The 22,934-nt window shown below is 42.6% G+C and carries 21 protein-coding genes; 7 read left to right on the forward strand and 14 right to left on the reverse strand.

The window, feature by feature from the left end:
* Positions 1 to 140 precede the first annotated feature (140 nt).
* Positions 141 to 1,463 carry a DUF1958 domain-containing protein gene (locus SM123_RS09645; RefSeq protein ID WP_320909513.1) on the forward strand — a complete coding sequence of 441 codons (1,323 nt, stop codon included), beginning with the start codon at positions 141 to 143 and terminating at the stop codon, positions 1,461 to 1,463.
* Between the two features lie 58 nt (positions 1,464 to 1,521).
* On the opposite strand, the gene SM123_RS09650 is transcribed toward SM123_RS09645, so the two are convergent.
* From SM123_RS09650 to SM123_RS09685, 8 genes are all read right to left on the reverse strand, one after another.
* Complete coding sequence (locus tag SM123_RS09650; RefSeq protein ID WP_320909514.1) at positions 1,522 to 2,613, reverse strand: glycerol dehydrogenase; 1,092 nt, start codon at positions 2,611 to 2,613, stop codon at positions 1,522 to 1,524.
* Between the two features lie 14 nt (positions 2,614 to 2,627).
* Entirely contained in the window at positions 2,628 to 3,296 is a 669-nt protein-coding gene (locus SM123_RS09655) for a fructose-6-phosphate aldolase (RefSeq protein WP_049486453.1), read from the reverse strand.
* Between the two features lie 15 nt (positions 3,297 to 3,311).
* Entirely contained in the window at positions 3,312 to 5,750 is a 2,439-nt protein-coding gene (locus SM123_RS09660; RefSeq protein WP_023027619.1) for a glycyl radical protein, read from the reverse strand.
* Between the two features lie 141 nt (positions 5,751 to 5,891).
* Positions 5,892 to 7,193, reverse strand: a complete 1,302-nt coding sequence (locus SM123_RS09665) for a PTS sugar transporter subunit IIC (RefSeq protein WP_320909515.1) — start codon at positions 7,191 to 7,193, stop codon at positions 5,892 to 5,894.
* Between the two features lie 11 nt (positions 7,194 to 7,204).
* The gene (locus tag SM123_RS09670; protein WP_013904534.1) at positions 7,205 to 7,513 is read right to left on the reverse strand and encodes a PTS sugar transporter subunit IIB; all 309 of its coding nucleotides are present in this window, start codon (positions 7,511 to 7,513) and stop codon (positions 7,205 to 7,207) included.
* Between the two features lie 13 nt (positions 7,514 to 7,526).
* Positions 7,527 to 7,850, reverse strand: a complete 324-nt coding sequence (locus tag SM123_RS09675) for a PTS lactose/cellobiose transporter subunit IIA (RefSeq protein ID WP_049486455.1) — start codon at positions 7,848 to 7,850, stop codon at positions 7,527 to 7,529.
* A gap of 166 nt (positions 7,851 to 8,016) precedes the next feature.
* On the reverse strand, positions 8,017 to 8,988 hold the full coding sequence (locus SM123_RS09680; protein WP_049486456.1) for a sugar-binding transcriptional regulator: 972 nt from the start codon (positions 8,986 to 8,988) through the stop codon (positions 8,017 to 8,019).
* A 14-nt stretch (positions 8,989 to 9,002) separates the two neighbouring features.
* Positions 9,003 to 9,746, reverse strand: a complete 744-nt coding sequence (locus tag SM123_RS09685) for a DeoR/GlpR family DNA-binding transcription regulator (protein WP_048717589.1) — start codon at positions 9,744 to 9,746, stop codon at positions 9,003 to 9,005.
* A 130-nt stretch (positions 9,747 to 9,876) separates the two neighbouring features.
* Here SM123_RS09685 and SM123_RS09690 point away from each other — a divergent pair, with 130 nt between their 5' ends.
* The gene (locus tag SM123_RS09690) at positions 9,877 to 10,653 is read left to right on the forward strand and encodes a glycyl-radical enzyme activating protein (protein ID WP_048691616.1); all 777 of its coding nucleotides are present in this window, start codon (positions 9,877 to 9,879) and stop codon (positions 10,651 to 10,653) included.
* 166 nt (positions 10,654 to 10,819) lie between these two features.
* Here the strand turns inward: SM123_RS09690 and SM123_RS09695 are convergent, their stop codons facing one another.
* Entirely contained in the window at positions 10,820 to 12,715 is a 1,896-nt protein-coding gene (locus SM123_RS09695; protein WP_320909516.1) for a M13 family metallopeptidase, read from the reverse strand.
* Positions 12,716 to 12,863: 148 nt separating this feature from the next.
* Between SM123_RS09695 and SM123_RS09700 the strand changes: the two genes are divergently transcribed.
* The 4 genes from SM123_RS09700 (at position 12,864) to tpx (ending at position 15,940) form a co-directional block, all read left to right on the forward strand.
* Positions 12,864 to 13,586 (forward strand): metal ABC transporter ATP-binding protein, encoded by a 723-nt coding sequence (locus SM123_RS09700; RefSeq protein ID WP_195487389.1) that lies wholly within the window; start codon positions 12,864 to 12,866, stop codon positions 13,584 to 13,586.
* Positions 13,583 to 14,425, forward strand: coding sequence for a metal ABC transporter permease (locus tag SM123_RS09705; protein ID WP_320909517.1), 843 nt, complete (start codon positions 13,583 to 13,585; stop codon positions 14,423 to 14,425). Before SM123_RS09700 ends, SM123_RS09705 begins: the two co-directional genes overlap by 4 nt.
* A gap of 11 nt (positions 14,426 to 14,436) precedes the next feature.
* Positions 14,437 to 15,366 (forward strand): metal ABC transporter substrate-binding lipoprotein/fibrin-binding adhesin FimA, encoded by a 930-nt coding sequence (gene fimA, locus SM123_RS09710; RefSeq protein WP_320909518.1) that lies wholly within the window; start codon positions 14,437 to 14,439, stop codon positions 15,364 to 15,366.
* Positions 15,367 to 15,445: 79 nt separating this feature from the next.
* On the forward strand, positions 15,446 to 15,940 hold the full coding sequence (gene tpx, locus SM123_RS09715) for a thiol peroxidase (protein WP_003014215.1): 495 nt from the start codon (positions 15,446 to 15,448) through the stop codon (positions 15,938 to 15,940).
* A gap of 322 nt (positions 15,941 to 16,262) precedes the next feature.
* On the opposite strand, the gene SM123_RS09720 is transcribed toward tpx, so the two are convergent.
* Entirely contained in the window at positions 16,263 to 17,288 is a 1,026-nt protein-coding gene (locus tag SM123_RS09720; protein ID WP_320909519.1) for a DUF3114 domain-containing protein, read from the reverse strand.
* A gap of 124 nt (positions 17,289 to 17,412) precedes the next feature.
* On the opposite strand from SM123_RS09720, the gene SM123_RS09725 reads away from it, so the two are divergent.
* Positions 17,413 to 18,066 (forward strand): metal-dependent transcriptional regulator, encoded by a 654-nt coding sequence (locus SM123_RS09725; RefSeq protein ID WP_320909520.1) that lies wholly within the window; start codon positions 17,413 to 17,415, stop codon positions 18,064 to 18,066.
* A 21-nt stretch (positions 18,067 to 18,087) separates the two neighbouring features.
* Here the strand turns inward: SM123_RS09725 and dtd are convergent, their stop codons facing one another.
* The 4 genes from dtd to prmA form a co-directional block, all read right to left on the reverse strand.
* Positions 18,088 to 18,531: a D-aminoacyl-tRNA deacylase gene (gene dtd / locus SM123_RS09730; RefSeq protein WP_049473116.1), complete on the reverse strand. Its 444-nt coding sequence runs from the start codon at positions 18,529 to 18,531 to the stop codon at positions 18,088 to 18,090.
* A gap of 313 nt (positions 18,532 to 18,844) precedes the next feature.
* A complete protein-coding gene (locus SM123_RS09735; protein WP_003013723.1) occupies positions 18,845 to 21,064 on the reverse strand; it encodes a RelA/SpoT family protein in 2,220 nt (739 codons plus the stop codon).
* A gap of 172 nt (positions 21,065 to 21,236) precedes the next feature.
* Entirely contained in the window at positions 21,237 to 21,980 is a 744-nt protein-coding gene (locus SM123_RS09740; protein WP_320909521.1) for a 16S rRNA (uracil(1498)-N(3))-methyltransferase, read from the reverse strand.
* A 1-nt stretch (position 21,981) separates the two neighbouring features.
* The gene (gene prmA / locus SM123_RS09745) at positions 21,982 to 22,932 is read right to left on the reverse strand and encodes a 50S ribosomal protein L11 methyltransferase (RefSeq protein WP_320910009.1); all 951 of its coding nucleotides are present in this window, start codon (positions 22,930 to 22,932) and stop codon (positions 21,982 to 21,984) included.
* Positions 22,933 to 22,934 lie beyond the last annotated feature (2 nt).

The following is a 22,934-nucleotide window of genomic DNA, read 5'->3' on the forward strand; positions in this document are numbered from 1 at the left end:
TTATACTCAATTTAAATTATAGCACTTTCTAGGGAAATGTAAACGCTTTTACTGCGAAATTATTCTATTTTTCCTTTATTTTTTCAATTTCTACTTTTTCTAAAATTTTTTCAAGTTGAATCCCTGGCCTGTATGATATAATGGAATCTATGAATTATGTGAGACATTTACACAAACGACTAAAACACAGCCTCTTGTCCCTCCTTGTAGGAGTCTTGACATTAGGCCCTATTTCCACTGCCTTTGCGGACGACATCTACCAGCAAGAAGATGTCATGAAAATCGCAGCTGATGCTGGACTGGTATTGGATGATTTTTACAAGCCTAAGGCTGACATCGTCATCGACGCCAATACTGGAGCTATATTGTACGGAGACAATATCGACACGGTCCGGGACTCAGGAAGCATGGCCAAACTCATGAGTGCCTATGTAGTCTTTCGGGCCCTCAAAGAAGGCAAGATCAAATATGATACCGTGGTTACAGCAACAGAGGCAGACCAAGCCATCTCGGAAAACAATCTGTTAAGTAACTCACCTATTGTAGCTGGTGTTGACTACAAAGTATCTGAATTGATCAAGATGCTCTTTGTTCCATCTTCCAGTGCGGCCGTGATTATGCTGGCCAACGCCGTTACTGACAATGATCCCGATAAGTTTTTGGACTTAATGAATCAGTACTCACAAGAAATGGGGATGAGCCATACCAAATGGCACAATCCAAATGGGGCGATGATCTCGGTCCTTCAGGGCTACTACAATCCTCAGCGCTACGACGTCAATGCCAATAACGAAATCACAGCGCGGGACATGTCTATTCTGGCTTATCACATCGTAAACGACCTGCCAGAAATGTTGGAATACACCAAGCAAGCTCATACTACGATCATGGAAGGAACCCCTTACGAGCAAAGCTACGATAATTACAACACTTCCCTCGAAGGTGGGAAATTCGCCCTTAAAGGAACAGATGGACTCAAAACTGGATCCAGCCCGACTGCTGACTACAACTACACCGCGACAACCAAGCGGGGTAAACAGCGGATTATCGAAGTGATTTTGGGGGTTGGGAACTACGATGTCGAGATCGCCGAAAGCTACCGCAATCAAATCGGGAATACCTTGGCTGAGAAAATGTTCGCAGACTACCAGTATAAAAAAATCCTCTCTGCAGGCGATCATACCATCGACGGGAAGACCATTCACTTGAAGCAAGACTTCTATGCGACCGTTAAGAAGGGGACGAAGCCAGCGCTAAAACTAGAAAATAACCGCCTAGTCGTCCAGAACGGCTTGCAACAGGTATCTCCAAGCATTAAACCGGGAGTGGCCGTCAGTGAGTCTAAAGCAACGACCTCTAGCAGTAAAAGCAAGGGATTCGATATCATGTGGATCTTCTGCTTCCTACCCGCTGGAATTTTATACCTGATCTTTAAACAAACCGATCCAAAAAGAAGAAAATAGAAAAAGAACTCCCATTACCATAAGGTATGGGAGTTCTTGGTTTGTCGACAAAGTCATCTTAGGCCAAACTTTGAACATAGGCATCTACTGCTACGATGGCTTGGGCAATATCAGAAGCCTTCACTTCAAATGGCATTTGATGGATGGTTTCTCCTTCGATGGTGGCTTGTTGACCAACTTTGAGAAGATCTTCATAACTTGCAGTTTCAAGATGCATTTCTTTCAGAGTCGTTGGCATACCGATTTGTTGATAGAAACGAATGTATTTGTTCAATTCTTCCTTCGGACGGTTTTCCAAGAACAATTGAACCAAGGTTCCATAGGCTACTTTTTCACCATGAGTCAAATGGTGGATGTCCCCAGTAAGGGCAGTAAAGCCATTATGGATGGCATGGGCAGCTGCTAATCCCCCACTTTCAAATCCAATCCCACTGAGAAGGGTATTAGCTTCAATAATGTTTTCAAGAGCAGGGGTTACGACTTTGGCTTCACAAGCAGCCATGGCTTGAAGACCGTCTGCAAATAAGGTTTCTTCACAACGTTGTGCAATGGCGACACCCGCTAAGGTTTGTCGTTGACCCAACATGGTTTTTCCATTGGCTTGCATTACCGCACGCGCTTCGACCCAAGTCGCTAATCCATCTGCGATTCCAGAAGCGAGCAAACGTTTTGGTGCTTGAGAGATGACTTTGCTATCCACCAAGACCAATTCTGGGTTTTTAGAATAGAAAATATAGCGAGCAAAGGCACCTTCATCCGTGTAGATAACTGACAAAGCGGAAACGGGAGCATCTGTAGAGGCAATGGTAGGAGCAATCACAACTGGTGATTTTAAAAGATCGGCAATAGCTTTCGCACTATCGATGGTCTTTCCTCCACCAAGTCCAATGACCAAATCACAGCCATTTTCTTCTGCCAAACTAACCACACGATTGATTTCGTTATCAGAAGCTTCTCCATTAAAGAAGACTGGCAAGACTGTAAATCCATACCGAAGGAGATATTTTTCAAATCGTTCTCCTACGATTTCATAGACTACTGAGTCGCATAGTAATACAGGATGACTCCCCAGTTCTAAAATAGGTTTTGCATTTTCAAATAAGGCATTTTCCCCTTGAATGTAACGTGACGGACTTGCAAAATTTCTCATATACTCCTCCTTTATCAAATTATATTCTGATGATGAATAGCTGACCAATCATTTGCAAAATCATTCACCGCTTTTTCAATTGACGGCATTCCAAAAGCCGCTTCAAAGACATCAGCCCCAGCAGTGATGGCTTGTGCCCCTTCTTTGAATGCTCGATTGACTTGACCGACATTCTTAAAGGATGCTGCTAGAATTTTGCTTGATGATTGATTTTTTTCGATTGAATCTGCCAATTGTGCTATTACCTGTGCTGAATCAATATTCAAGTTCTCCATTCGATTATAATAGGGAGCAAGGTAATCTGCGCCTGCTTCAATAGCCAAAAGACCTTGAAATACAGTATAAATTGCGGTTGCAGTAATTTTATAACCTTCTGATTTTAATGTTTTGATAGCTGCCAACCCCTCAGGAGTAACCGGAACTTTAATAAAAACATTTCCGCCACATTCTTGTCGAATTTTCGCAGCATCTTTTAAAATACCGTCATAATCTTTCGCAACAACTTGCACATGGATAGAAGGAGCTTCACCAATGATCTCCCGAACCTCATGAATCCGTTTAAAGAAATCGATTTCTCCTTCTTTTTTGGCAATTGTTGGGTTAGAGGTTACCCCAGCAAGAGGTAACACTCGAGCCCATTTTTTTATTTCATTTATATTTAAAGTATCAAGCATAAATTCCATATACATACCTCTTTACTATAGAGTATGCTCTGTCCGTCCAATAATATCATCTTGTGTAGCTCTTGATAGTACATTGAAGAAAGCTGAGTAGCCTGCAACACGTACAATTAAGTCACGGTGTTTTTCCGGATGTTTTTGAGCATCTAATAACGTTTCTCTAGAAACCACATTATATTGAATATGGTATCCATGTAGACGATTAAAGAACGTACGGAGTAAAGCAATAAGTTTTAATTTATCTTCTTCTTTGGCTAAAGTTTGTGGGTTTACTTTTTGGTTCAGTAAAACACCACCAACTATTTCATCTGTTGGCAATTTAGAAACTGATTTTAGAACAGATGTTGGGCCATGTTGGTCCATATTGTGGGATGGAGAGCATCCTTCTGCTAGTGGAGTTCCAGCATTACGACCGTCCGGAGTAGCTAATGTTCCACGACCTTGTCCTACATTGGCTGAAATAGAAGATGTACCTGAGTAACGGATACCACCGATTGGCCCACGTCCATAGCGAGTATTTGGATATTTAGCAATTTCATCCACATAAATATCGTATGCTTCTCGAACTAAGCTGTCTGCATAGTCATCATCGTTTCCATACTTCGGTGCATCATGGATAAGCATCTCTTGGATTTCTTTTCCACGTTCGCCCTCGTAATCGGTTTCCAGAGCATGCCATAGTTCTTGTGGTGTTAAGCGCCCTTCTTCAAATACCAGTTTCTTGATCGCTGCAAGCGAATCGGATAAGTTTGCAATACCCACTTGTAAACCAGAAATATAATCGTATACAGCCCCACCTTCTTTTAGGTGTTTTCCACGTCCAATACAGTCATCTGTCAAAGCTGAACAGAGGATATCTGGCACTTCTCTTTCAAGAGATAGGTCGATAGAGTTTTCTACGATCACACTCATGCGGGTTAAGTGGCGTAAGGTCTTGTCCCATGCTGTTTGCAATTCATCGAAGCTCTTCATGTCTTTAAAATGACCAAAGCTTGGTGCAAAGCGCTTGCCAGAAGCAGGATCGATTCCGTCATTCATCGTAATGAGCAAAACTTTAGGGAAGTTCATATAACTCATACCTGTACAGCGATATCCCCACTTACCTGGAACAGCTGTTTCTACACAACCAATTGCACTGTAATCATAAGCATCTTCTTCAAGCACGCCTTTTGAAATAAAGGATGGAATAATGATCTCATCATTATTGAAAGCAGGCATACCGAATCCGAGCTTCATAACTTCAATACATTCGTTCATGAAGCGGGCATCCAAACCAGCATGGTAACGAACAGTTAAGTTTGGTTGAGGAAGGTGAGTTTGAGCAACAGACTTCAACACTAAATAAGACAATGGGTTAACAGCGTCTTTCTTATCACGCGTTTGACCACCAATCGTAACATTTTGATAAAGCGGACTACCTGCAGATGAGAAGGTATGTGCTTGACTACGTACTTTGTTAATTGTAATAGTCTTAATCCAAAGGTTGGTCAAGCGTTCAACAATACTCTCTTCAGTTTCCCGTCCACTTTCCAAATCAGCTTTAACGTATGGATACATATATTGGTCAAAACGGCCATATGAAAGTGAGTGTCCATTTGATTCAATCTGAAGAATACATTGGATAAACCAAACAGACTGAACAGCCTCTGCAAATGTACTTGCAGGCTCGTATGGAACTTTTGAGCAAATCTCTGCAATTTCAAGCAATTCCTTCTTACGTTCAGGAGTTGCTGTCTCAGCAAGTTGTTTAGCAAGTTCAACAAATCGTTGAGCATAGGTCTTAACAGCATCAACTACGATAAAGATAGAATCGTAAAAATGGTACTTATCAATGCTAGCTGGATCCGTTAGATCTAGGGCTGCTTTAGCTTGGCGGGCTCTTTCTTCAAAACCTTTCAAGCCATATTGCAATAATTTTTGATAATTGACTGCTAAGTGGGCATCTCCTGAATTCATCTTCCCTTCCATACCGAAGAATCCTGTTTCCATATAGACAGATACTTCTTCAGGTAGAAGAGCTCCAGCTCTTGCACGTAAGTTATTATTTTCCCAGAACGGTGCGATACTACGGAGCTGCTCTTTCGTTTCTTCCGTAATATAGAAGACGTCACCATCCCGCTTTTCAAAAAGATCCAATTCCTTCAGAACGAACTCTAAAGTATATTCTGGGAAGATCGGAGCATCTTTATTAGAGGATGCTTGGTTTCCAGCAATCATGGATTCATCCTCAATATAGATTGTCATATTTTCAAGAATCTCTTTCAACATATAGGCACGTTTAAGAACATTTGGTTGTTCCTTATAACGATCATATGCCTTAGTTGCAAGAACGGCACGTTCAGCGTCGATATAAGGCTTCTTGTTTAAGACATCTTCACGATACTTATTCATGCGTTCAGTGAGGCTTCCAAAATATTCTGTTTTAATGCTTGTACTTGCTACTTCTACTTGTTTCATTTTTTCAAAACCTTTCTTTTGAAATTATTTTGTTTTCTTTCGTAACTATAGTAGCATTAAATTTTACGAATTTCAATGAATTATGGATAATACCTATAAATTCTATTCTAGTCGCACATCTGTGCACTCCTAATAAACGCACTATTTTTCAGCTTGTAATTCGTTGTTATAGGCAAGATTATCTTGGAATTTGAAGAATGGGAAATATACGACAGTCGAGGTTGCGAGAACCAGCACTTGAACGAAAGCACCTTGCCAACCTCCAACCATAAATCCAGAAATAATGGCTGGTGTACTCCAAGGAAGGGTCACACCTGAGAATGGATGCATGAACCCAATAGCAATTGAAGTATAAACAATTATCGCTGCTAAAATTGGAACGATAATAAATGGAAGGAACATCACTGGGTTCATTACAATTGGGAAGCCAAATACGACGGGTTCATTAACATTGAAGATTGCAGGAAAAGCTGCAACTTTCCCAAGTGCCTTATATTGTTTTGACTTAGCAGCAAATAACATAGCAACAACCAAACCAAAGGTTATACCTGATCCAGACAAAATAAGGAAACTATCTAGGAATTGTTGAGTTACAATGTGAGCACCATTTTCAACGGATAGCTTCCCAGCTGCCAACATTGATTTATTGGCATCCAGGTTAGAAAGTAGTAAGGCTGTTACTACACCATTGACAACTGATTGTCCGTGCACACCAAACCACCACAAGAACGAAATAAAGAAGGCAATTCCAATCGCTCCGTAAAGTGATCCTGTTAGACCTTGTAGAGGAACCTGAATGACATCATAGATCATTTCAATGAAAGTACCGCCACTTGTCACTACTTTTGATACGATATAGACAATCATTGATAGTAAGAAAATCACGAAAGCAGGAATCATCGCTTCAAATTGTTTGGCAATGGCTTGAGGTACTTGTTCTGGCATTTTAATAACAATGTGTCTTTGGATAAACACAGTATAAATCGCACCAACTATCAGACCTATAATAATAGCCCCGATAATCCCTTGACCACCAAACCATACTTTTGCAATGGCATCACCAATTGGTTCTCCCTTAGCTGGTACATAAGAAGATTTTAACAAGATAAAGTATGAAGATAGGGACAAAACTCCTGCTGGCAAGGGTTCTACTCCACTGTTTTTAGCATATGAATAACCAATGGAGAAGCACGAAATTAAGCCCATGATGGCGAATGTTCCTGAATAAACCTGCATAAATGGCTCTGTCCACGTATCGCCAAATACACTAGCAATAGCCTGATTAAGGCCTTCAAATGGTAATTGCCCAATAATCAGGAACAAACTACCAACTACCGTTAATGGAAGGATCGCTAACATCCCATCTTTAAGAGCAATAATTCCTTTCAAGTTTACAAACCGCATGATTGGAGCGATAATTTTCTGAGAATTAAAATTAGACATGGGAAGCCTCCTTATTTTTCTCCTAGCAATTCTAGAGCTAGATTTAGTACTTTCTTACCATCCAACATCCCATAATCTGCCATAGGGATGACAGCAATAGGAATATGGTTTGCCTCACAAATCGCTTTTGATTTATCCAAAGTATAAGCTACTTGAGGGCCCAACAAAGCGACATCGATTTCAGGAGCAAAATCTGCTAATTTCGCTTGAGAATAGGCATCGATTTCAGCATCAATCCCTAATTCCTTAGCCGCCACCTTCATATTATTTACCAACATTCCTGTTGAAAATCCTGCTGCACAAAACAATCCAATTTTCATCTTCTTTTCCTCCTTATTGTTTCGCTGAAAGTTCTTTACGTAAGTCAATCATTTCTTTGATCAAGTTAATCTCTGTGATTGAAGTCATTAAGTGATCTTGTGAGTGCACAAACAAAGCTGTAATCTCTGTCTTTGTCCCACCTGCTTCCTGGGCTAAAAATTGTGTTTGCAAGTTATGCGCTTCTAGCAATGCTGCATCTGCTTTCGCAATTTCGTCTTCAGAAGATGTAAAATCGCCCTCCTTAGCATATGATAAAGCTTGGTAAATATGCTGTTTAGCATCACCCGCATTTAAAATCAATCCCATAATAATTTGGTCTGCAACAATTATTTCCATGTGCACTACACTCCTTTATCAATCTACTGAAAGCGCTTTTTCTATTGTCAATATACCATTTATATTTTTGCCGGTCAATAAAAATCACAACATTTGATTATTGTTTTTGTTTTTTGCACATTTGTGCTATTCAACTCAAAAAAATAAGGACTGCATTCCTGCTGTCCTATTTTTTAGTAAATTGCTGATCACCATCTAATTCTAAGACTTTTAAGATCGTTGCTTCATCTGTGACTAAATGATTGATATAGTTGGCTTTCAAAACCGATAAAAGTGCTTTTGCTTTCTGATCACCGTAGGCCAAAGAGATGGTGTTTGGTACCTCTCTCAATTCCTCCAATGTGATAGATATTGTTCTTTCCTGTAATTCAGGATAAACGGGGATACCTTCTTGATCAAAGAAACGACAGCATACTTCTCCTACAGCATGTTCTGACTCCAATTTCTTAAAATCATTTGATGTCAGCATATCAAACCACTGAGGATTCTTGCTATCTGCATAGCCACCAATCCCTACAGCCGCAACATCCAAACAACGCCAACTAGCTTTCAAATCCTCAAAATACTTAGAAGATAAGATGCCTTCCGTCACCTCAGAATTTTCTTGAATGACACTCGCGTTTATAAAATGACATTCCCCATGAAATTTACTCGCCATACTGTAGATCAGCGTATTGACATGGTAGCGAGCATGAATATGACTGGGACCTCCAGCTAGGGGATAAAACTGTACACCATCCAAGCGCTTCGTTCCAACTTGTTCTACCATTAATCTGAGAGACTTGCCCCATGAAAATCCGACTGTCATTCCATCTTCAATCAAATTACGAAGCATGACCGCACTTGCTTGCGCCAGTCGCTTTTCAAGGCTTTCTCGAGGTTCATCAACTAGATTCGGTATAATCTCGATAGCTTTTAAGCCATATTTTTGTTTGATATAATTTTCTAAATGGAAGAGGCGAGTATCAAAGTTTTCGATTTCAATTTTTACTACGCCCTCTTTCTTGGCCTCTGCTAGCATTCTGCTGACAGTTGTACGGTAGATTCCAGTTTCTGCTGCGATTTGCGATTGACTTTTGTCTTCAACATAGTATAGATAGGCTAATTTAGCAAGTAACTTTTTCCGTTCATCTTTCAATTGGCTTCTCCTTCTTATACTAAAGTTAAAATTGTTTGTGAATCCTCAAGTTTTTCTTTCGCTTCTTGAGATATATTCTTATCTGTTATGACTCTCGAAACTTGTGAAAGTGCAAATCGTCTGACAGTTCCACATTTCCCAAATTTACTTGAATCTGTTAAGACAATCACTTCTTTAGAAACATCGGACATAGCTTGAACAACTTCACTTCTCATCATATCTTTCCCAGTAAAGCCAAGTTCGTCATCATATCCGTCTACCCCTACAAAAGCAAAGGGAACTCTAAAAGAGCGGATTAATTCTTTCAAAAGCGGACCTACAGTCACTCTCGATTCTTTTTGAAATTCACCACCAAGTAGGATGATTTTACAAGAATCATATTCCTGAATATAATCTGCAATAAAGTAAGAATTTGTCACAATCTTGACATTCTTTTTTGTTTGGCAAATTTCTTCCGCTAGCAAGGCACATGTAGAGCCCGATTCAATCAAAACCGTGTCGTTATCCTTAATTAATTTAGCAGCTTCCCTGGCTATTCTTTTCTTGGTATCATATTGAAAGGACAGTCGAACATTGATATCATCTCCACTATTTAAAACAGCATAGCCGTGTTCTCTATGCAATAATCCTTTGGATTCTAGCTTGTCCAAATCCTTTCGAATGGTCACTTTAGAGACTTGTAATTTCTCAGACAAACTATTAACATCAATCTTTTCAAATTCCGATACTAATTTCAATATTTCATCTAAACGTTGCATTGTTTTTACCTCTTCTCTATTTTAGCAAATTTTCGAGTGAATTCAAAACAAAATAAACTTTCGTTCGTAATTGAATTAGTTTCTTAAATAATGTATAATGGACTTACTAGATTGATAGGAGAGCAAAAATATGGAACAAAATCGCGGCATAATCTTTAATATCCAACACTTTAGTATCCATGATGGCCCTGGAATCCGAACTACTGTATTTTTAAAAGGATGTCCCCTACGTTGTCCATGGTGCTCCAATCCTGAATCCCAGCGTGCAAATCCTGAAAAAATGTTGGATGCTGTTACTAAAAAGGAAACCATCACAGGAGAAGAAAAAACAGTTACCGAGATCATAGATGATGTCTTAAAAGACGTTGACTTCTACGAAGAATCTGGTGGTGGCCTTACCCTGTCTGGTGGAGAAATCTTCGCTCAATTTGAATTTGCCAAAGCTATCTTAAAAGCTGCGAAAGAAGTTGGACTTCATACTGCAATCGAAACGACAGCTTTTGTTGAACATGAGAAATTTGTCGATCTCATTCAGTATGTTGATTTTATTTATACAGACCTTAAACATTACAATACACTTAAACATAAGAAGGTTGTCGGAGTCAACAATCATCTGATTATTAAAAATATTCATTATGCCTTTGCTCAAAACAAAACAATCGTTTTACGTATTCCAGTCATTCCTAATTTCAATGACTCTTTAACTGATGCTGAAGAATTTGCTTCCCTTTTTAATTCTCTCAACATCGATGAAGTACAACTTCTCCCATTTCACCAGTTTGGAGAAAACAAATACAAGCTTTTAGGACGTCGCTATGAAATGGAAGGAATAAAAGCCCTGCATCCAGAAGATTTATATGACTACCAGCAAGTTTTTTTAGATCATGACATTCACTGTTATTTCTAATCCACTCAAAAATCCCCAAAACTAGTTTCAGTAGATTGAAACTTGGCTTTGGGGATTTTTATTTTTTTACGACCGTCGAGAAAAAGAGAGATTGCCTGGTGGGCATGGCCCACATGGTCAATCTCCTATTTTCTTCTCGCTTTTTTTACGGGCTTAGTATCTTGATTTACCAAATGATCACACGATCTTCTGGTGCGCGCCACATGCCGTCGCCTTCTTTGACATCAAAGGTTTCAAAGAATTCGTCAAAGTTTGGTAATTGGACATTGGTGCGGAGTTTTCCTGGTGCGTGGACATCGACACTTGCGAGAAGTTGCATGTACTCTGTCCGAGCTTTCATGCGCCAGATGCGAGCAAAGTTGGTGAAGAATTCTTCTGCTGAGAAATCTTCCTCTTTCTTAGCGGCTTCAAGGGCTGCAGCGATACCGCCGAGGTCTGCCACGTTTTCAGAAACGGTCAATTTCCCGTTGATCTTGGCACCGTAAGAGTCTTGTCCTTCAAACTGATCGATGACTTTTTGAGTCCGAGCGGTAAAGGCTTCGTAATCTTCTGGCTTCCACCAGTCTTTCAAGCTACCGTGCTCATCAAAGGAAGCACCATTGGTGTCAAAGGCGTGGGAGATTTCATGGGCAATGACTGCACCGATTCCGCCGTAGTTGGCTGATGATGATTGGTGAAGGTCATAGAAAGGTGCTTGTAAAATCGCTGCTGGGAAGACGATTTGGTTCTGTTGCGGATCATAGTAGGCATTGACCATATTAGCTGGCATGTGCCATTCGCTCCGATCAACCGGTTGGTTCCACTTGCTCCAAGTATGGGCAATGGAAATTTCGTAAAGGGCTTGAGCATTTTCCACCAAGGTCTTGCTCTCATCGATGATCTTTTTGGCGTATGTTTCTGGTAATTTTTCAGGGTAGCCGATATGTGGTGTGATGACATTGAGTTTGACAATGGCTTTTTCGCGAGTTTCAGGAGCGAGCCAGTCTGCTTTTTCTAAGCGCTCCTTGTAGACGTCAATCATGGTCGCTACTTTATGCTCTACATCTGCTTTTGCTTCTGGTGAAAATTTTTCTCCCGCATACCAGAGTCCAAGCGCTTGGCTATATGGTACTTCTGCTAATGACAAGGCCGCCTTTTCTTTTGGACGAGGTTCTGGAACACCTGCAATCGTACGACTATATTCACCAGCCAAGACACGGATTTCTTCGGTCAAGAATAAAGTCCAATCTACGGCTGCACCGAGTTTCAATCTTGCATGAATAGTTTCCCAGTTGGCTGCTGAATAGAATGTTGGTGCGAATTCCTTCCAGAAACGCTCTTCTGGAACGATGATTTTATCCGGAGTTTGTCCGATCACTTCTGTAAAGAAAGTATCGAGTGGCAATTCTGGAACCAAGGCCTTGAAATCTGCCCACTCATAAGGATGGTAGAGTTTGTTGTACTCGGATCTTTCTTCATTTGACAAGATATATTTGGCCAATTCTGCATCCGACGCAATGACCTTATCCAGGATTTCTTTGATTTCTGCCTCTGAGAATTCAAATTTAGGTAAAAGTTTTTCCATCATTTGGCGCCAGATAGCCAGTAATTCTGGGCCTTTTTCGTTACCTTCTTCATAGTAGGTCGTATCTGGCAAGATATGAGCCGGCGCTTCTCCCCACAAGACATTCATTTGGGCATTCATATAGTCTGGTGACACCATAAATGGCATGAGATTTGGTTTGCCAGCTAGTTCATAGGTCCCCAACTTGCTGGTATAGTCTTCAAAAGAAGACAGAGCCTTAATTTCATTGATCAAGGGCATGGCTGGTGCTACACCAGCTGCTTCCCGTGCATCAAAATCTGCCACCATTTTATGGTATTTGACAAAGTTTTGCAGAATGCTGTCTTCAGGCAGTTCTTCTCCCCGTTGCCATTTTCCAGTGATATCCAACATCAAGTTTTCGATATCTTGGATCAAGTCCATAAAACCACCAGTTGACGGTTTGTCATCAGGAATCACAGCTGTCTCAGCCCATTCCCCATTGACGTAATCATAAAAATCATCTTGTAAACGTACCATGATCTTCTCGCTTTCATTCTTTTCTAATAACCTTATCAAAAATAGGAACTTTTTTCAATGATTACAAGTAAGTTAATCTAAATCATTTTAAAAATTAACTTGACTTAATTTTTTTATTTATGTATATTAATAGTAAAGGAGCAAAATCATGATTCAAATTGAACATCTAAGTGTTGCTTACCAGCAAACACTGGCCTTGGAGGATCTTTCCCTCACCATCCAGGGTCCAACCATCCTAGGCATTCTTGGACCCAACGGAGCTGGAAAATCAACCCTGATCAAGGCCATGCTAGGACTTCTCCCTCATTCGGGAAAGGTCCTGCTCGATCAAAAAGATCTCGGCCAAGCTCTTCAACGAGTGGCCTACGTCGAACAGAAATCCGCTATTGATTTCCACTTCCCCATCACGGTGCGGGAGTGTGTCTCACTGGGTCTCTATCCCCATCTTTCTATCTTCAAGCGAAAAAGTAAAGAAGATCTCCAAAAAGTGGAAAATGCCTTGAAACTTGTCAATCTTCTTGATCTAGCAGATCGCCAGATCGGCCAGCTTTCGGGAGGGCAATTCCAACGGGTGCTAATCGCCCGCTGCTTGGTCCAAGAAGCAGATGTCATCTTTTTGGATGAGCCCTTCGCAGGGATTGACTCCGTCAGCGAAGACATTATCATGCAGACCCTTCAGACCTTGAAACAAGAAGGCAAGACCATTCTGATCGTCCATCACGATCTCAGCAAGGTCCCAGCTTATTTCGACCAGGTCCTCCTCCTTCACCGCAAGCTGATCGCTTTTGGAAAAACAGAGGAAACCTTTACCAAGGAGAATCTGCATGCAGCCTATGGGCATGAACTCTTTATAGGAGGTGGAGTCGGATGATTACAGAATTTATCGATGGATTACAGCAATTCCACTTCTTACAGAATGCCCTGATCACAGCCATTGCCATTGGTATTGTCGCTGGAGCTGTCGGATGCTTCATTATTTTGCGAGGCATGTCTCTCATGGGAGATGCTATCTCGCACGCAGTCCTTCCAGGGGTGGCCCTGTCCTTTATCCTTGGCATCAATTTCTTTATTGGCGCCATTGTCTTTGGGCTTCTAGCTTCCATCCTTATCACCTATATCAAGAGTAACTCCATCATCAAGAGCGACACAGCGATAGGGATTACCTTTTCTTCTTTCCTTGCCTTAGGAGTCATCCTGATTGGAGTCGCAAAAAGTTCCACCGACCTCTTCCACATCCTCTTTGGGAATATCCTGGCCGTGCAAGACCAAGATATGTGGATGACCATCGGTGTTGGGGTGTCAGTCTTGCTGGTGATTGTCCTGCTTTTTCGCCCCTTGCTTCTCACTTCATTTGATCCGGTTTTGGCTCAATCCATGGGCGTCCGGGTCAAGGTCTACCACTACCTCCTTATGGTGCTTTTGACATTGGTTTCTGTTACTGCTATGCAAAGTGTCGGAACCATTCTCATCGTCGCCATGCTCATCACACCTGCTGCGACAGCCTATCTCTATGCCAATAGCCTCTGGTCCATGATGCTCCTGTCCTCTAGCCTAGGCGCTCTTGCATCCGTTCTGGGACTCTTTATTGGCTATAGTTTGAACATCGCCGTTGGGTCTTGTATTGTCCTCACTTCTGCCGTCTTCTTTCTCATCAGCTTTTTTATCGCTCCTAAGCAGAGAAAGAACAAGCACGCTCTTTCATCTCATTAAAGGAGAAACACATGAAAAAAATCGCTTCTGTCCTCGCCCTCTTTGTAGCGCTCTTATTTGGCCTTCTAGCCTGTAGCAAGGGTTCTTCTTCTGGAGCTTCTGGTAAATTGAAAGTGGTCACCACCAATTCGATCCTTGCAGATATGACCAAAAATATTGCTGGGGATAAGATCGAACTGCACAGTATCGTTCCCGTCGGCAAAGATCCCCACGAATACGAACCACTACCAGAAGATGTCAAAAAAACTTCGCAAGCAGACCTGATCTTCTACAACGGGATCAACCTTGAAACCGGTGGCAATGCTTGGTTCACTAAATTGGTCAAAAATGCCAATAAAGTAGAAAACAAGGACTATTTCGCAGTTAGCGAGGGAGTCGATGTCATCTACCTAGAAGGCCAAAACCAAGCTGGAAAAGAAGACCCTCACGCTTGGCTCAATCTCGAAAATGGAATCATCTACGCTAAAAACATTGCCAAACAATTAATCGCAAAAGATCCAAAAAATAAGGACTTCTACGAAAAAAATCTAGCAGCCTACACTGAAAAACTCAACAAGCTAGACCAAGAAGCCAAGCAAGCATTCAATAACATCCCAGCAGACAAGAAGATGATCGTAACCAGCGAAGGCTGCTTCAAGTACTTCTCCAAAGCCTATGGCGTCCCATCTGCCTATATCTGGGAAATCAATACGGAAGAAGAAGGCACACCTGACCAAATCAAAACGCTGGTAGAAAAGCTCCGTCAAACCAAGGTGCCGGCCCTCTTTGTTGAATCCAGTGTCGATGAACGTCCTATGAAAACTGTGTCTAAAGATACCGACATCCCAATCTATGCAAAGATCTTCACTGATTCCATTGCCAAAGAAGGAGAAAAGGGCGATAGCTACTACAGCATGATGAAATGGAACTTAGACAAGATCGCAGAAGGATTGAGTCAGTAGACCCTTTAGATTTCTAAACAAATCAGTGGCCCCTCCTCCGGTATTGCGGTACAATAAAAACAAAAAAAGGAGTCTTTTTATGGCAACATTTTTAGGAAACCCTGTTACCTTTACCGGATCTCAACTTCAAGTAGGGGAAATGGCTCATGATTTTTCATTGATCACTCCAGCTCTTGAAAAGAAATCTTTAGCTGATTTTGCTGGGAAGAAAAAAGTTCTCAGTGTGATCCCTTCTATTGATACAGGTATCTGTTCCACTCAAACACGTCACTTCAACCAGGCCCTCTCTGACATGGAGGACACTGTGGTCTTGACGGTTTCCGTCGACCTTCCTTTCGCCCAAGGCAAATGGTGTGCTGCTGAAGGGATCGAAAATGCCATCATGCTCTCAGACTACTTCGACCATTCCTTCGGGAAAGCCTACGGCCTCTTGATCAATGAATGGCATTTGCTTGCGCGTGCTGTCTTGGTCTTAGATGCAGACAACAAGGTGACTTACGTTGAGTACCTCGACAACATCAACAGCGAACCCAATTACGACGCTGCAATCGAAGCCGTCAAGGCACTTGGGTAAACGAAAAAGAGGTCTGCGACCTCTTTTTTTAATATAAACAAACTACTTTTACGTAAAAGAACCTAAATGATGCAGAAAAAAAAATAAAATGAGGTAGACACTATTAGGCTCATTCAACATATACTGAAACTTTCCGCCGTGAGAAAAGTGCTAGAAACATGATTGTTTCTAGCACTCGGGAGTTTTGAAACTTTAGGTTCAAAACTAAGTCATGGAACTTCGTGGATTGCTGAAATCATCCACTGGATAATTTCACCTAACGTCCATACTCACCTAAGGAAAGTTTCTAAGAGTCCTATTTCTTCAATCCGAAAGAGGACTACTATAAAATCCGGTGGAGTCCATTCTTGAGTAAAAGTCGCCAGCGTAAGCGAGGGATGCCTCTGAGGAAACTTCGCACGCGCTTTGCTACTTGTTGCTTGTAGCTCTTACCTCCCTGTGCAAAAACTCCTTTTCGACTCCAATAACCTTGCTCTCCGCGGTCATTCTTCGGAGCTAGATAGCGAACACCTTGCTGATAGAGGATCCGCTTGCGAAAGGCTGGATCCCACGCTTTGACGGGGGCAATATCCAAGTCCTTATGGGTCCGGCCCCTAGCCAAGCCGTAGTTAAAACTGGCACCATTGACAATGCCATTTTCAGAAACTTCTATTGGATCAACTTCATTGAGAAAATGCCCAGCTTGATCGAGAATATACTCCGTATGAAAATTTAACAAGACCTTGAAATTAACTTGTTGGGAGGCCCCTGATGGATAATGAAGGTGACCATCTGGCCTTAGGGAGACCTTGTTATGAAGGCGGGCAGCCGCATAAGCATCCACCCTGACAGCTCTAGTCTCCTGTAGGTAAGCTTGTAAGGCCTCTTCGTCAGTCTGTCCAGATCTCGCATTATGTATCCGAATCCATTGTGCCTGGTAACTTGAAAGTAGGTAGCGCAACTGGTGAACCTGGCGTTTCAAAAGCTGATCTCCCGACTGATCTGCTAAAGGATCATTTTCAAAGGCGACCTGCACGACGCGTGAAAATGCCGTCCAAAAGTCGGATCCTGGCGGACAATCTGGAGCCATCCTACTCAGAAGAAAGGCTGTTTCTTCACAAGTTCCAGATAAGTCACTCGGCATTAGGAGAATTTTCATAACGCCCCTCAGCAAGTCTTGGGCAGCAGTTTCCGTTAGATCCTTGATCTCTTGAAACCACATGTTTTGAAACAGAGGACTGGCAAAGAAAAAGACAGACTGGTATTGTTCTTGGTAGGCTTGTGGATCTTTGTATACCTGCAAGTGCTTCTCTAGATAGGCTAAACTATTTTCTCTCCAGCCTAGTCTCGCTAATTCCCGTCTGTTCATGATGCTGTCCTTTCTATGCTACTATACTACCATCTTTTGGAGCTTGAGACAATTCTCATTACTCCACTAGCGTTTTTGAGGATTTTTTTGATATACTAGAAGTGAGCGAAGAAAAGAGGAAAGCATGACACCAAACAAAGAAGATTACCTCAAGTGCATTTACGAAATTGGCACAGAAGTAGAAAAAATCAGTAATAAAGAAATTGCCAGTCGCATGCAGGTCTCTCCACCCGCTGTGACCGAGATGATTAAGCGCATGATCTCTGAGGGTCTCTTGGTGAAAGATAAGACCCATGGCTATCTACTAACAGATCTGGGCTCGCAATTGGTCTCTGATCTCTACCGCAAGCACCGCTTGATCGAAGTATTTCTGCTGAAAAATCTTGGCTACACAACTGAAGAAGTCCATGAAGAGGCAGAAGTTCTCGAGCATACCGTTTCTGAACATTTCATCGACCGGCTGGATCACATGCTTGGAAATCCTAAGACCTGTCCTCATGGTGGGACAATTCCAAAGAAAGGTGAAAGGCTTGTCGAAGCCTACCAAGACCGTCTCAGTGAAACGACTGAGCCTGGTCTGTATATTCTGCAAAGAGTCTATGACACCTATGAATTGTTAAAATTCTTAGATCAGATCCATCTCCAAATTGGTGATACCATCGCGTTTCAACGGTATGATGACTACACAGGCCTCTATTACTTAGTTATCCATGAACAAGAAATTTCTATCAACCAAGTGATCGCCCAACAACTCTATATCGAAAAACATGCAGTCTAACCCGACTGCATGTTTTCTTACTTATGGATTTTTTGTATCTAGTAAAATCGTCACCGGACCATCATTGATCAATTCAATCGCCATATCGGCTCCAAAGATCCCTCGTTTGACAGGGACTTCTTTTTCTAATTGATCATTAAAGGCATCATATAACTGACTGGCCATATCTGGCTTGGCAGCCCCTATAAAAGCAGGACGGTTGCCTTTTTTTGTCTCCGCAAAGAGGGTAAATTGAGAGATCGACAAGATTTCTCCTTGAATATCTTTGACCGAAAGATTCATCTTATCTTCCTCATCTGAGAAAATACGCATCTGCGATACCTTGCGGACTGCATACTCCAAATCCTTCTGGTCATCCTCAGGCCCTACTCCCACTAAGAGCAGCAAGCCTTGCTGGATCGCATTGTAAACTTGGCCATCAATGGAAACCGAGGCACTCTTGACCCGTTGAATTACTAATTTCATTTTATTATCCTATTTTATAAATCTATTGAGCATTCACTGCTGACCTTAAAAGAAAATCGACATCAGACAAGGCAGTGAGACGCAGGTATATTATCTGAAAAGTAAAGGCTGTTCAGTTACTTTTAGTGCGGGGCAGCGAGACGAAGACAGTACTGAAGTACGGCAAGGCGAGCTAACCAAGCAATAAAAGAGTTCTGAGCACATCCTAGCTTCTTCAAAGAAAATCGACATCAGACAAGGCAGTGAGACGCAGGCATAACTGTAGTTAGGCCAGTCGAAACTAACGCAGTATGAAGTCGATTTTCGCAGAAGACTAGCCATTGGTACGCTTAACAGAGTACACCTCCGGCACACTCTTAATCTTATCCACAACCGTTGTCAACATAGACAAGTTTGGAATTCCAAAGGAAATGTGGATATTGGCAAATTTCATATCTTTGGTTGGTTGGGCATTGACGGTTGAGACCATCTTAGCTGTATTGGAGAGGACTTGTAGTACATCGTTCAGAAGTCCGGCACGGTTGAGTCCGTATATATCGATGTGGGCGATATAGTCTTTGGTCGTGTTGTTATCTTCCCATTCTACATCAATCAAGCGTTGCTCGTAGTTGTCTTGAGCTCGGAGATTCATACAGTCCTGACGGTGAATCGCAACACCGCGTCCTTTGGTGATATAGCCGACGATTTCATCACCTGGAACTGGGTTACAGCACTTAGCAATCCGAATCAAGAGCCCAGAAGCGCCTTGGATAACCACGCCACCTTCGTGACGGACCTTCAAGGTATCTTTTTTATTTTCAACCTTGACCTCGCCACCTTTGACTAGCTCTTCTGCTTCTGCACGTGCCTTAGCCCGTTCTTCTTCCCGGCGTTCATCCTCCGTCAAGCGGTTAAAGATGGTAATAGCCCCAATCTCTCCAAAACCAATCGCCGCAAACAAGGCTTCTTCTGTCTTGTAACTTGATTTTTGTAGCACTTTGTCCATGTGCTTTTTGTCCATGAACTTATTGGCTACCAAGTCATGCTCGTGGAATTGGGCCATCAAGAGGTCCCGACCACGGTTAATAGATAATTCCTTGTCTTGATTTTTAAAGAACTGACGAATCTTGTTGCGCGCCTTGCTAGTTTTAACAAGGGTCAGCCAGTCACGACTCGGACCAAAGGAGTTGGCATTGGTGATAATCTCCACCTGATCTCCCGTCCGAAGTTTGGTATTGAGGGGCACCATCCGGCCATTGACCTTAGCACCAATCGCTTTTTCCCCAACCTTGGTGTGGATTTCATAGGCAAAATCGATCGGTCCAGAATCTTTCGGAAGCGAGCGCACGGTTCCATCTGGTGTGAAGACGTAAATTTCTTCTGCCAAGATATCTTCTTTTACATTTTCAACAAATTCTTTGGCATCGCCTGACTGGTCTTGGAGTTCCATCATCTCCTTGATCCAGTTCATCCCAATAGCCGATTCCTTGCTGTTGACTTGACCCTTGATTCCTTTTTTATAGGCCCAGTGAGCCGCAACCCCATACTCAGCAACCTCGTGCATTTCCTTGGTTCGGATCTGGAACTCAATCGGTCCTTTAGGGCCGTATACAGTCGTATGGATGGACTGATAGCCATTGGCCTTCCGGTTGGCAATATAGTCCTTAAAACGCCCTGGCATTGGCTTCCAGAGCTCATGGATGTAGCCTAGCATAGCATAAACATCACTTGGAGTATCCAGGATACAGCGGATGGCAATCAAGTCATAGATTTCATCGAAGCGTTTCTTCTTATCCTGCATTTTGCGATAGATCGAATAGATATGCTTTGGTCGACCATAAATTTTCCCATGCAGATGGCGTTCCCCAGCATAGGTCTCGATCTTGTGGACAACCTCTTCGACCAACTCTTCTCGCTCGCGACGTTTTTCCTTCATCATATGGGAGATCTTGTAGAATTCAACTTCGTTCAGATAACGGAAGGACAAATCCTCAAGTTCCCACTTAACGCTGGAAATCCCGAGACGATGGGCCAGTGGTGCATAGATCTCCATGGTCTCACGCGAAATGCGTTCTTGCTTATCTTTGCGTAAATGCTTGAGGGTACGCATATTATGCAAACGGTCTGCTAATTTGACCAATATTACACGAATATCTTGAGACATGGCCATGAGCATCTTGCGATGATTTTCAGCCAACTGCTCTTCGTGGGACTTGTACTTGACCTTCCCGAGCTTGGTCACCCCATCGACGATCACACGCACGTCATGACCAAATTCGCGCTCTAAATCATCTAAGGTTGCATCCGTATCCTCCACGACATCATGCAAAAAGCCACAGGCGACCGTCACAGCGTCCAGTTTTAGCTTAGCAAGGATTCCTGCTACTTGAATAGGATGAATGATGTAAGGTTCACCTGACTGACGGAATTGTCCATTATGGCAATCAACCGCATAGACCAAAGCCTTTTGCACAAAAGCAACATCTTCAGGTGATAAATATTTTTTTGTAAGGGCAACGACTTGGTCCCCTGTTAAATTCTCTTCTTTCGGCATGTATTTTCTCCAGTTTCTTGGATACTATTTTAACACTTTTAGAAGCAGATGGGAACCAATGAAGCTACTTTAATATACGGATACTTCTCGAAAATCATTCTGGGATCCACCTTGCTTTCATCATTCGTAACAGTTTTTTGTAAAAAAATAACGAAGCGATTCCTTCACTTCGTTAGTTCATTAATTCTGTAACAACACTCACGGCGCTGAGAGCATAGAGTGGTGCTGTTTCTGCTCGTAGGATGCGAGGCCCAAGTCCTGCAAGGACTGCTCCTTTAGCTGTAAAACTTTCAATTTCTGCAGGAGAGAGGCCACCCTCTGGTCCAAAGATAAAGAGCAATTTAGCTCCCTTCTCGAGTCCAGTAACTGCTTGCAAGAGAGCAGCAGCTTCTCCCTCTTTAGCTGACTCTTCATAAGCCACCACGATGCGGTCAAACTGATCGAGTTGAGCTAGAAAGTCAGATTTTTTCTCAAAAAGGGTGATACTTGGGACCAGATTCCGCTTGCTTTGCTCGGCTGCTCCAAGAGCGATTTTTTCTAATTTTTCGACCTTTTTACCCAATTTTTTGCCATCCCATTTGGCAACCGACCAGTCTGCAGGGAAGGCCCATATTTGGCTAGCACCCAGTTCCGTCACTTTCTGAGTGATGAACTCCAGTTTGTCTCCTTTGGGAAAGCCCGATGCGATGGTCACTTGGATGGGTAGTTCCACATTGTCAGCCAATTCTTCAACCAGCTCCAATTGACGAGCTTCTACATTTACCACGCGCGCCAAGCGCTTGATCCCATCATCAAAGACCAAAGTCACCCCATCATCTTCTTTTAAGCGCATGACCTGAAACATGTGCTTGCTGGTTTCCTTGTCCTCGATGGTGACAGGTGAGCTAGCCAAACCTTTTACAAAATACTGCTGCATGCTAGCCTCCAATCACACCGGAGACGTCCTTGGTCTTCTTGAAGACACAGGCATTCCATTCCCCTTGGATCATGTGGGTTTCAAGGAAAAATCCAGCCGATTCAGCCGACTCACGCACCATGTCCCACTTGTCCTTGATAATGCCACTCATGATGAGGTAACCTTCGTCCTTGACCAATCGATAAGCATCATCTGTCAGATGGATAAGGATATCCGCCAAGATGTTAGCCACGATGACATCTGCCTCAATCTCCACACCCTTGAGCAAATCGCCTGGGGCCACATGGATGTTTTCCATACCAGGATTGAGCTCAATATTTTCCTGAGCGACGCGAACTGCTACATCATCCAAGTCATAGGCGAAGATTTCCTTGGCACCTAGAAGCGAGCTAGCAATAGAAAGGACGCCTGATCCTGTCCCCACATCTAGCACTGTCTCCCCGCCACGAAGGACTTGCTCTAAGGCAAAGAGGCTCATCTTAGTGGTCGGGTGAGTTCCTGTTCCAAAGGCCATACCAGGATCCAGCTTGATAATCTTTTCTCCAGCAGTCGCCTCATAGTCCGTCCATGACGGCACGATGGTCAAGTCATGAGTGATGCGAGCTGGTTCATAGTATTTCTTCCAGTTGTCGGCCCAGTCTTCCTCAGCCAAGGCAGTCGTGCCCATCTTGACCTCTCCTAGATCCATAAAATCCGTCAATTCTGCTAAGCGATCCTGCAAATCCGCTTCAACTGTTGCTACATCAACCGTTTCCGGGTAGTAGGCGGTCACCACGATTTCTTCTTGCTGCTCGACATCAGGAAAAATCTCACCGAAGCGGTCCACGTTGCCCACATAGTCCATGCTATCTTCGATCGCGACCCCTTGGGCACCTAACTCGATCAAGAGGTTGGAGACTAGTTCCTCACCCTCACGCTTCACTGTAACTTTTAACTCTTGCCATGTTTCCATCA

Source organism: Streptococcus sp. S5 (assembly GCF_034134805.1).
GTDB classification, from domain to species: domain Bacteria; phylum Bacillota; class Bacilli; order Lactobacillales; family Streptococcaceae; genus Streptococcus; species Streptococcus lingualis.

Coding starts and splice junctions, on each gene's coding strand:
- SM123_RS09645 (WP_320909513.1), top strand. CDS start 141: ATGGAATCTATGAATTATGTGAGACATTTACACAAACGACTAAAACAC.
- SM123_RS09650 (WP_320909514.1), bottom strand. CDS start 2,613: ATGAGAAATTTTGCAAGTCCGTCACGTTACATTCAAGGGGAAAATGCC.
- SM123_RS09655 (WP_049486453.1), bottom strand. CDS start 3,296: ATGGAATTTATGCTTGATACTTTAAATATAAATGAAATAAAAAAATGG.
- SM123_RS09660 (WP_023027619.1), bottom strand. CDS start 5,750: ATGAAACAAGTAGAAGTAGCAAGTACAAGCATTAAAACAGAATATTTT.
- SM123_RS09665 (WP_320909515.1), bottom strand. CDS start 7,193: ATGTCTAATTTTAATTCTCAGAAAATTATCGCTCCAATCATGCGGTTT.
- SM123_RS09670 (WP_013904534.1), bottom strand. CDS start 7,513: ATGAAAATTGGATTGTTTTGTGCAGCAGGATTTTCAACAGGAATGTTG.
- SM123_RS09675 (WP_049486455.1), bottom strand. CDS start 7,850: ATGGAAATAATTGTTGCAGACCAAATTATTATGGGATTGATTTTAAAT.
- SM123_RS09685 (WP_048717589.1), bottom strand. CDS start 9,746: ATGCAACGTTTAGATGAAATATTGAAATTAGTATCGGAATTTGAAAAG.
- SM123_RS09690 (WP_048691616.1), top strand. CDS start 9,877: ATGGAACAAAATCGCGGCATAATCTTTAATATCCAACACTTTAGTATC.
- SM123_RS09695 (WP_320909516.1), bottom strand. CDS start 12,715: ATGGTACGTTTACAAGATGATTTTTATGATTACGTCAATGGGGAATGG.
- SM123_RS09700 (WP_195487389.1), top strand. CDS start 12,864: ATGATTCAAATTGAACATCTAAGTGTTGCTTACCAGCAAACACTGGCC.
- SM123_RS09705 (WP_320909517.1), top strand. CDS start 13,583: ATGATTACAGAATTTATCGATGGATTACAGCAATTCCACTTCTTACAG.
- fimA (WP_320909518.1), top strand. CDS start 14,437: ATGAAAAAAATCGCTTCTGTCCTCGCCCTCTTTGTAGCGCTCTTATTT.
- tpx (WP_003014215.1), top strand. CDS start 15,446: ATGGCAACATTTTTAGGAAACCCTGTTACCTTTACCGGATCTCAACTT.
- SM123_RS09720 (WP_320909519.1), bottom strand. CDS start 17,288: ATGAACAGACGGGAATTAGCGAGACTAGGCTGGAGAGAAAATAGTTTA.
- SM123_RS09725 (WP_320909520.1), top strand. CDS start 17,413: ATGACACCAAACAAAGAAGATTACCTCAAGTGCATTTACGAAATTGGC.
- dtd (WP_049473116.1), bottom strand. CDS start 18,531: ATGAAATTAGTAATTCAACGGGTCAAGAGTGCCTCGGTTTCCATTGAT.
- SM123_RS09735 (WP_003013723.1), bottom strand. CDS start 21,064: ATGCCGAAAGAAGAGAATTTAACAGGGGACCAAGTCGTTGCCCTTACA.
- SM123_RS09740 (WP_320909521.1), bottom strand. CDS start 21,980: ATGCAGCAGTATTTTGTAAAAGGTTTGGCTAGCTCACCTGTCACCATC.
- prmA (WP_320910009.1), bottom strand. CDS start 22,932: ATGGAAACATGGCAAGAGTTAAAAGTTACAGTGAAGCGTGAGGGTGAG.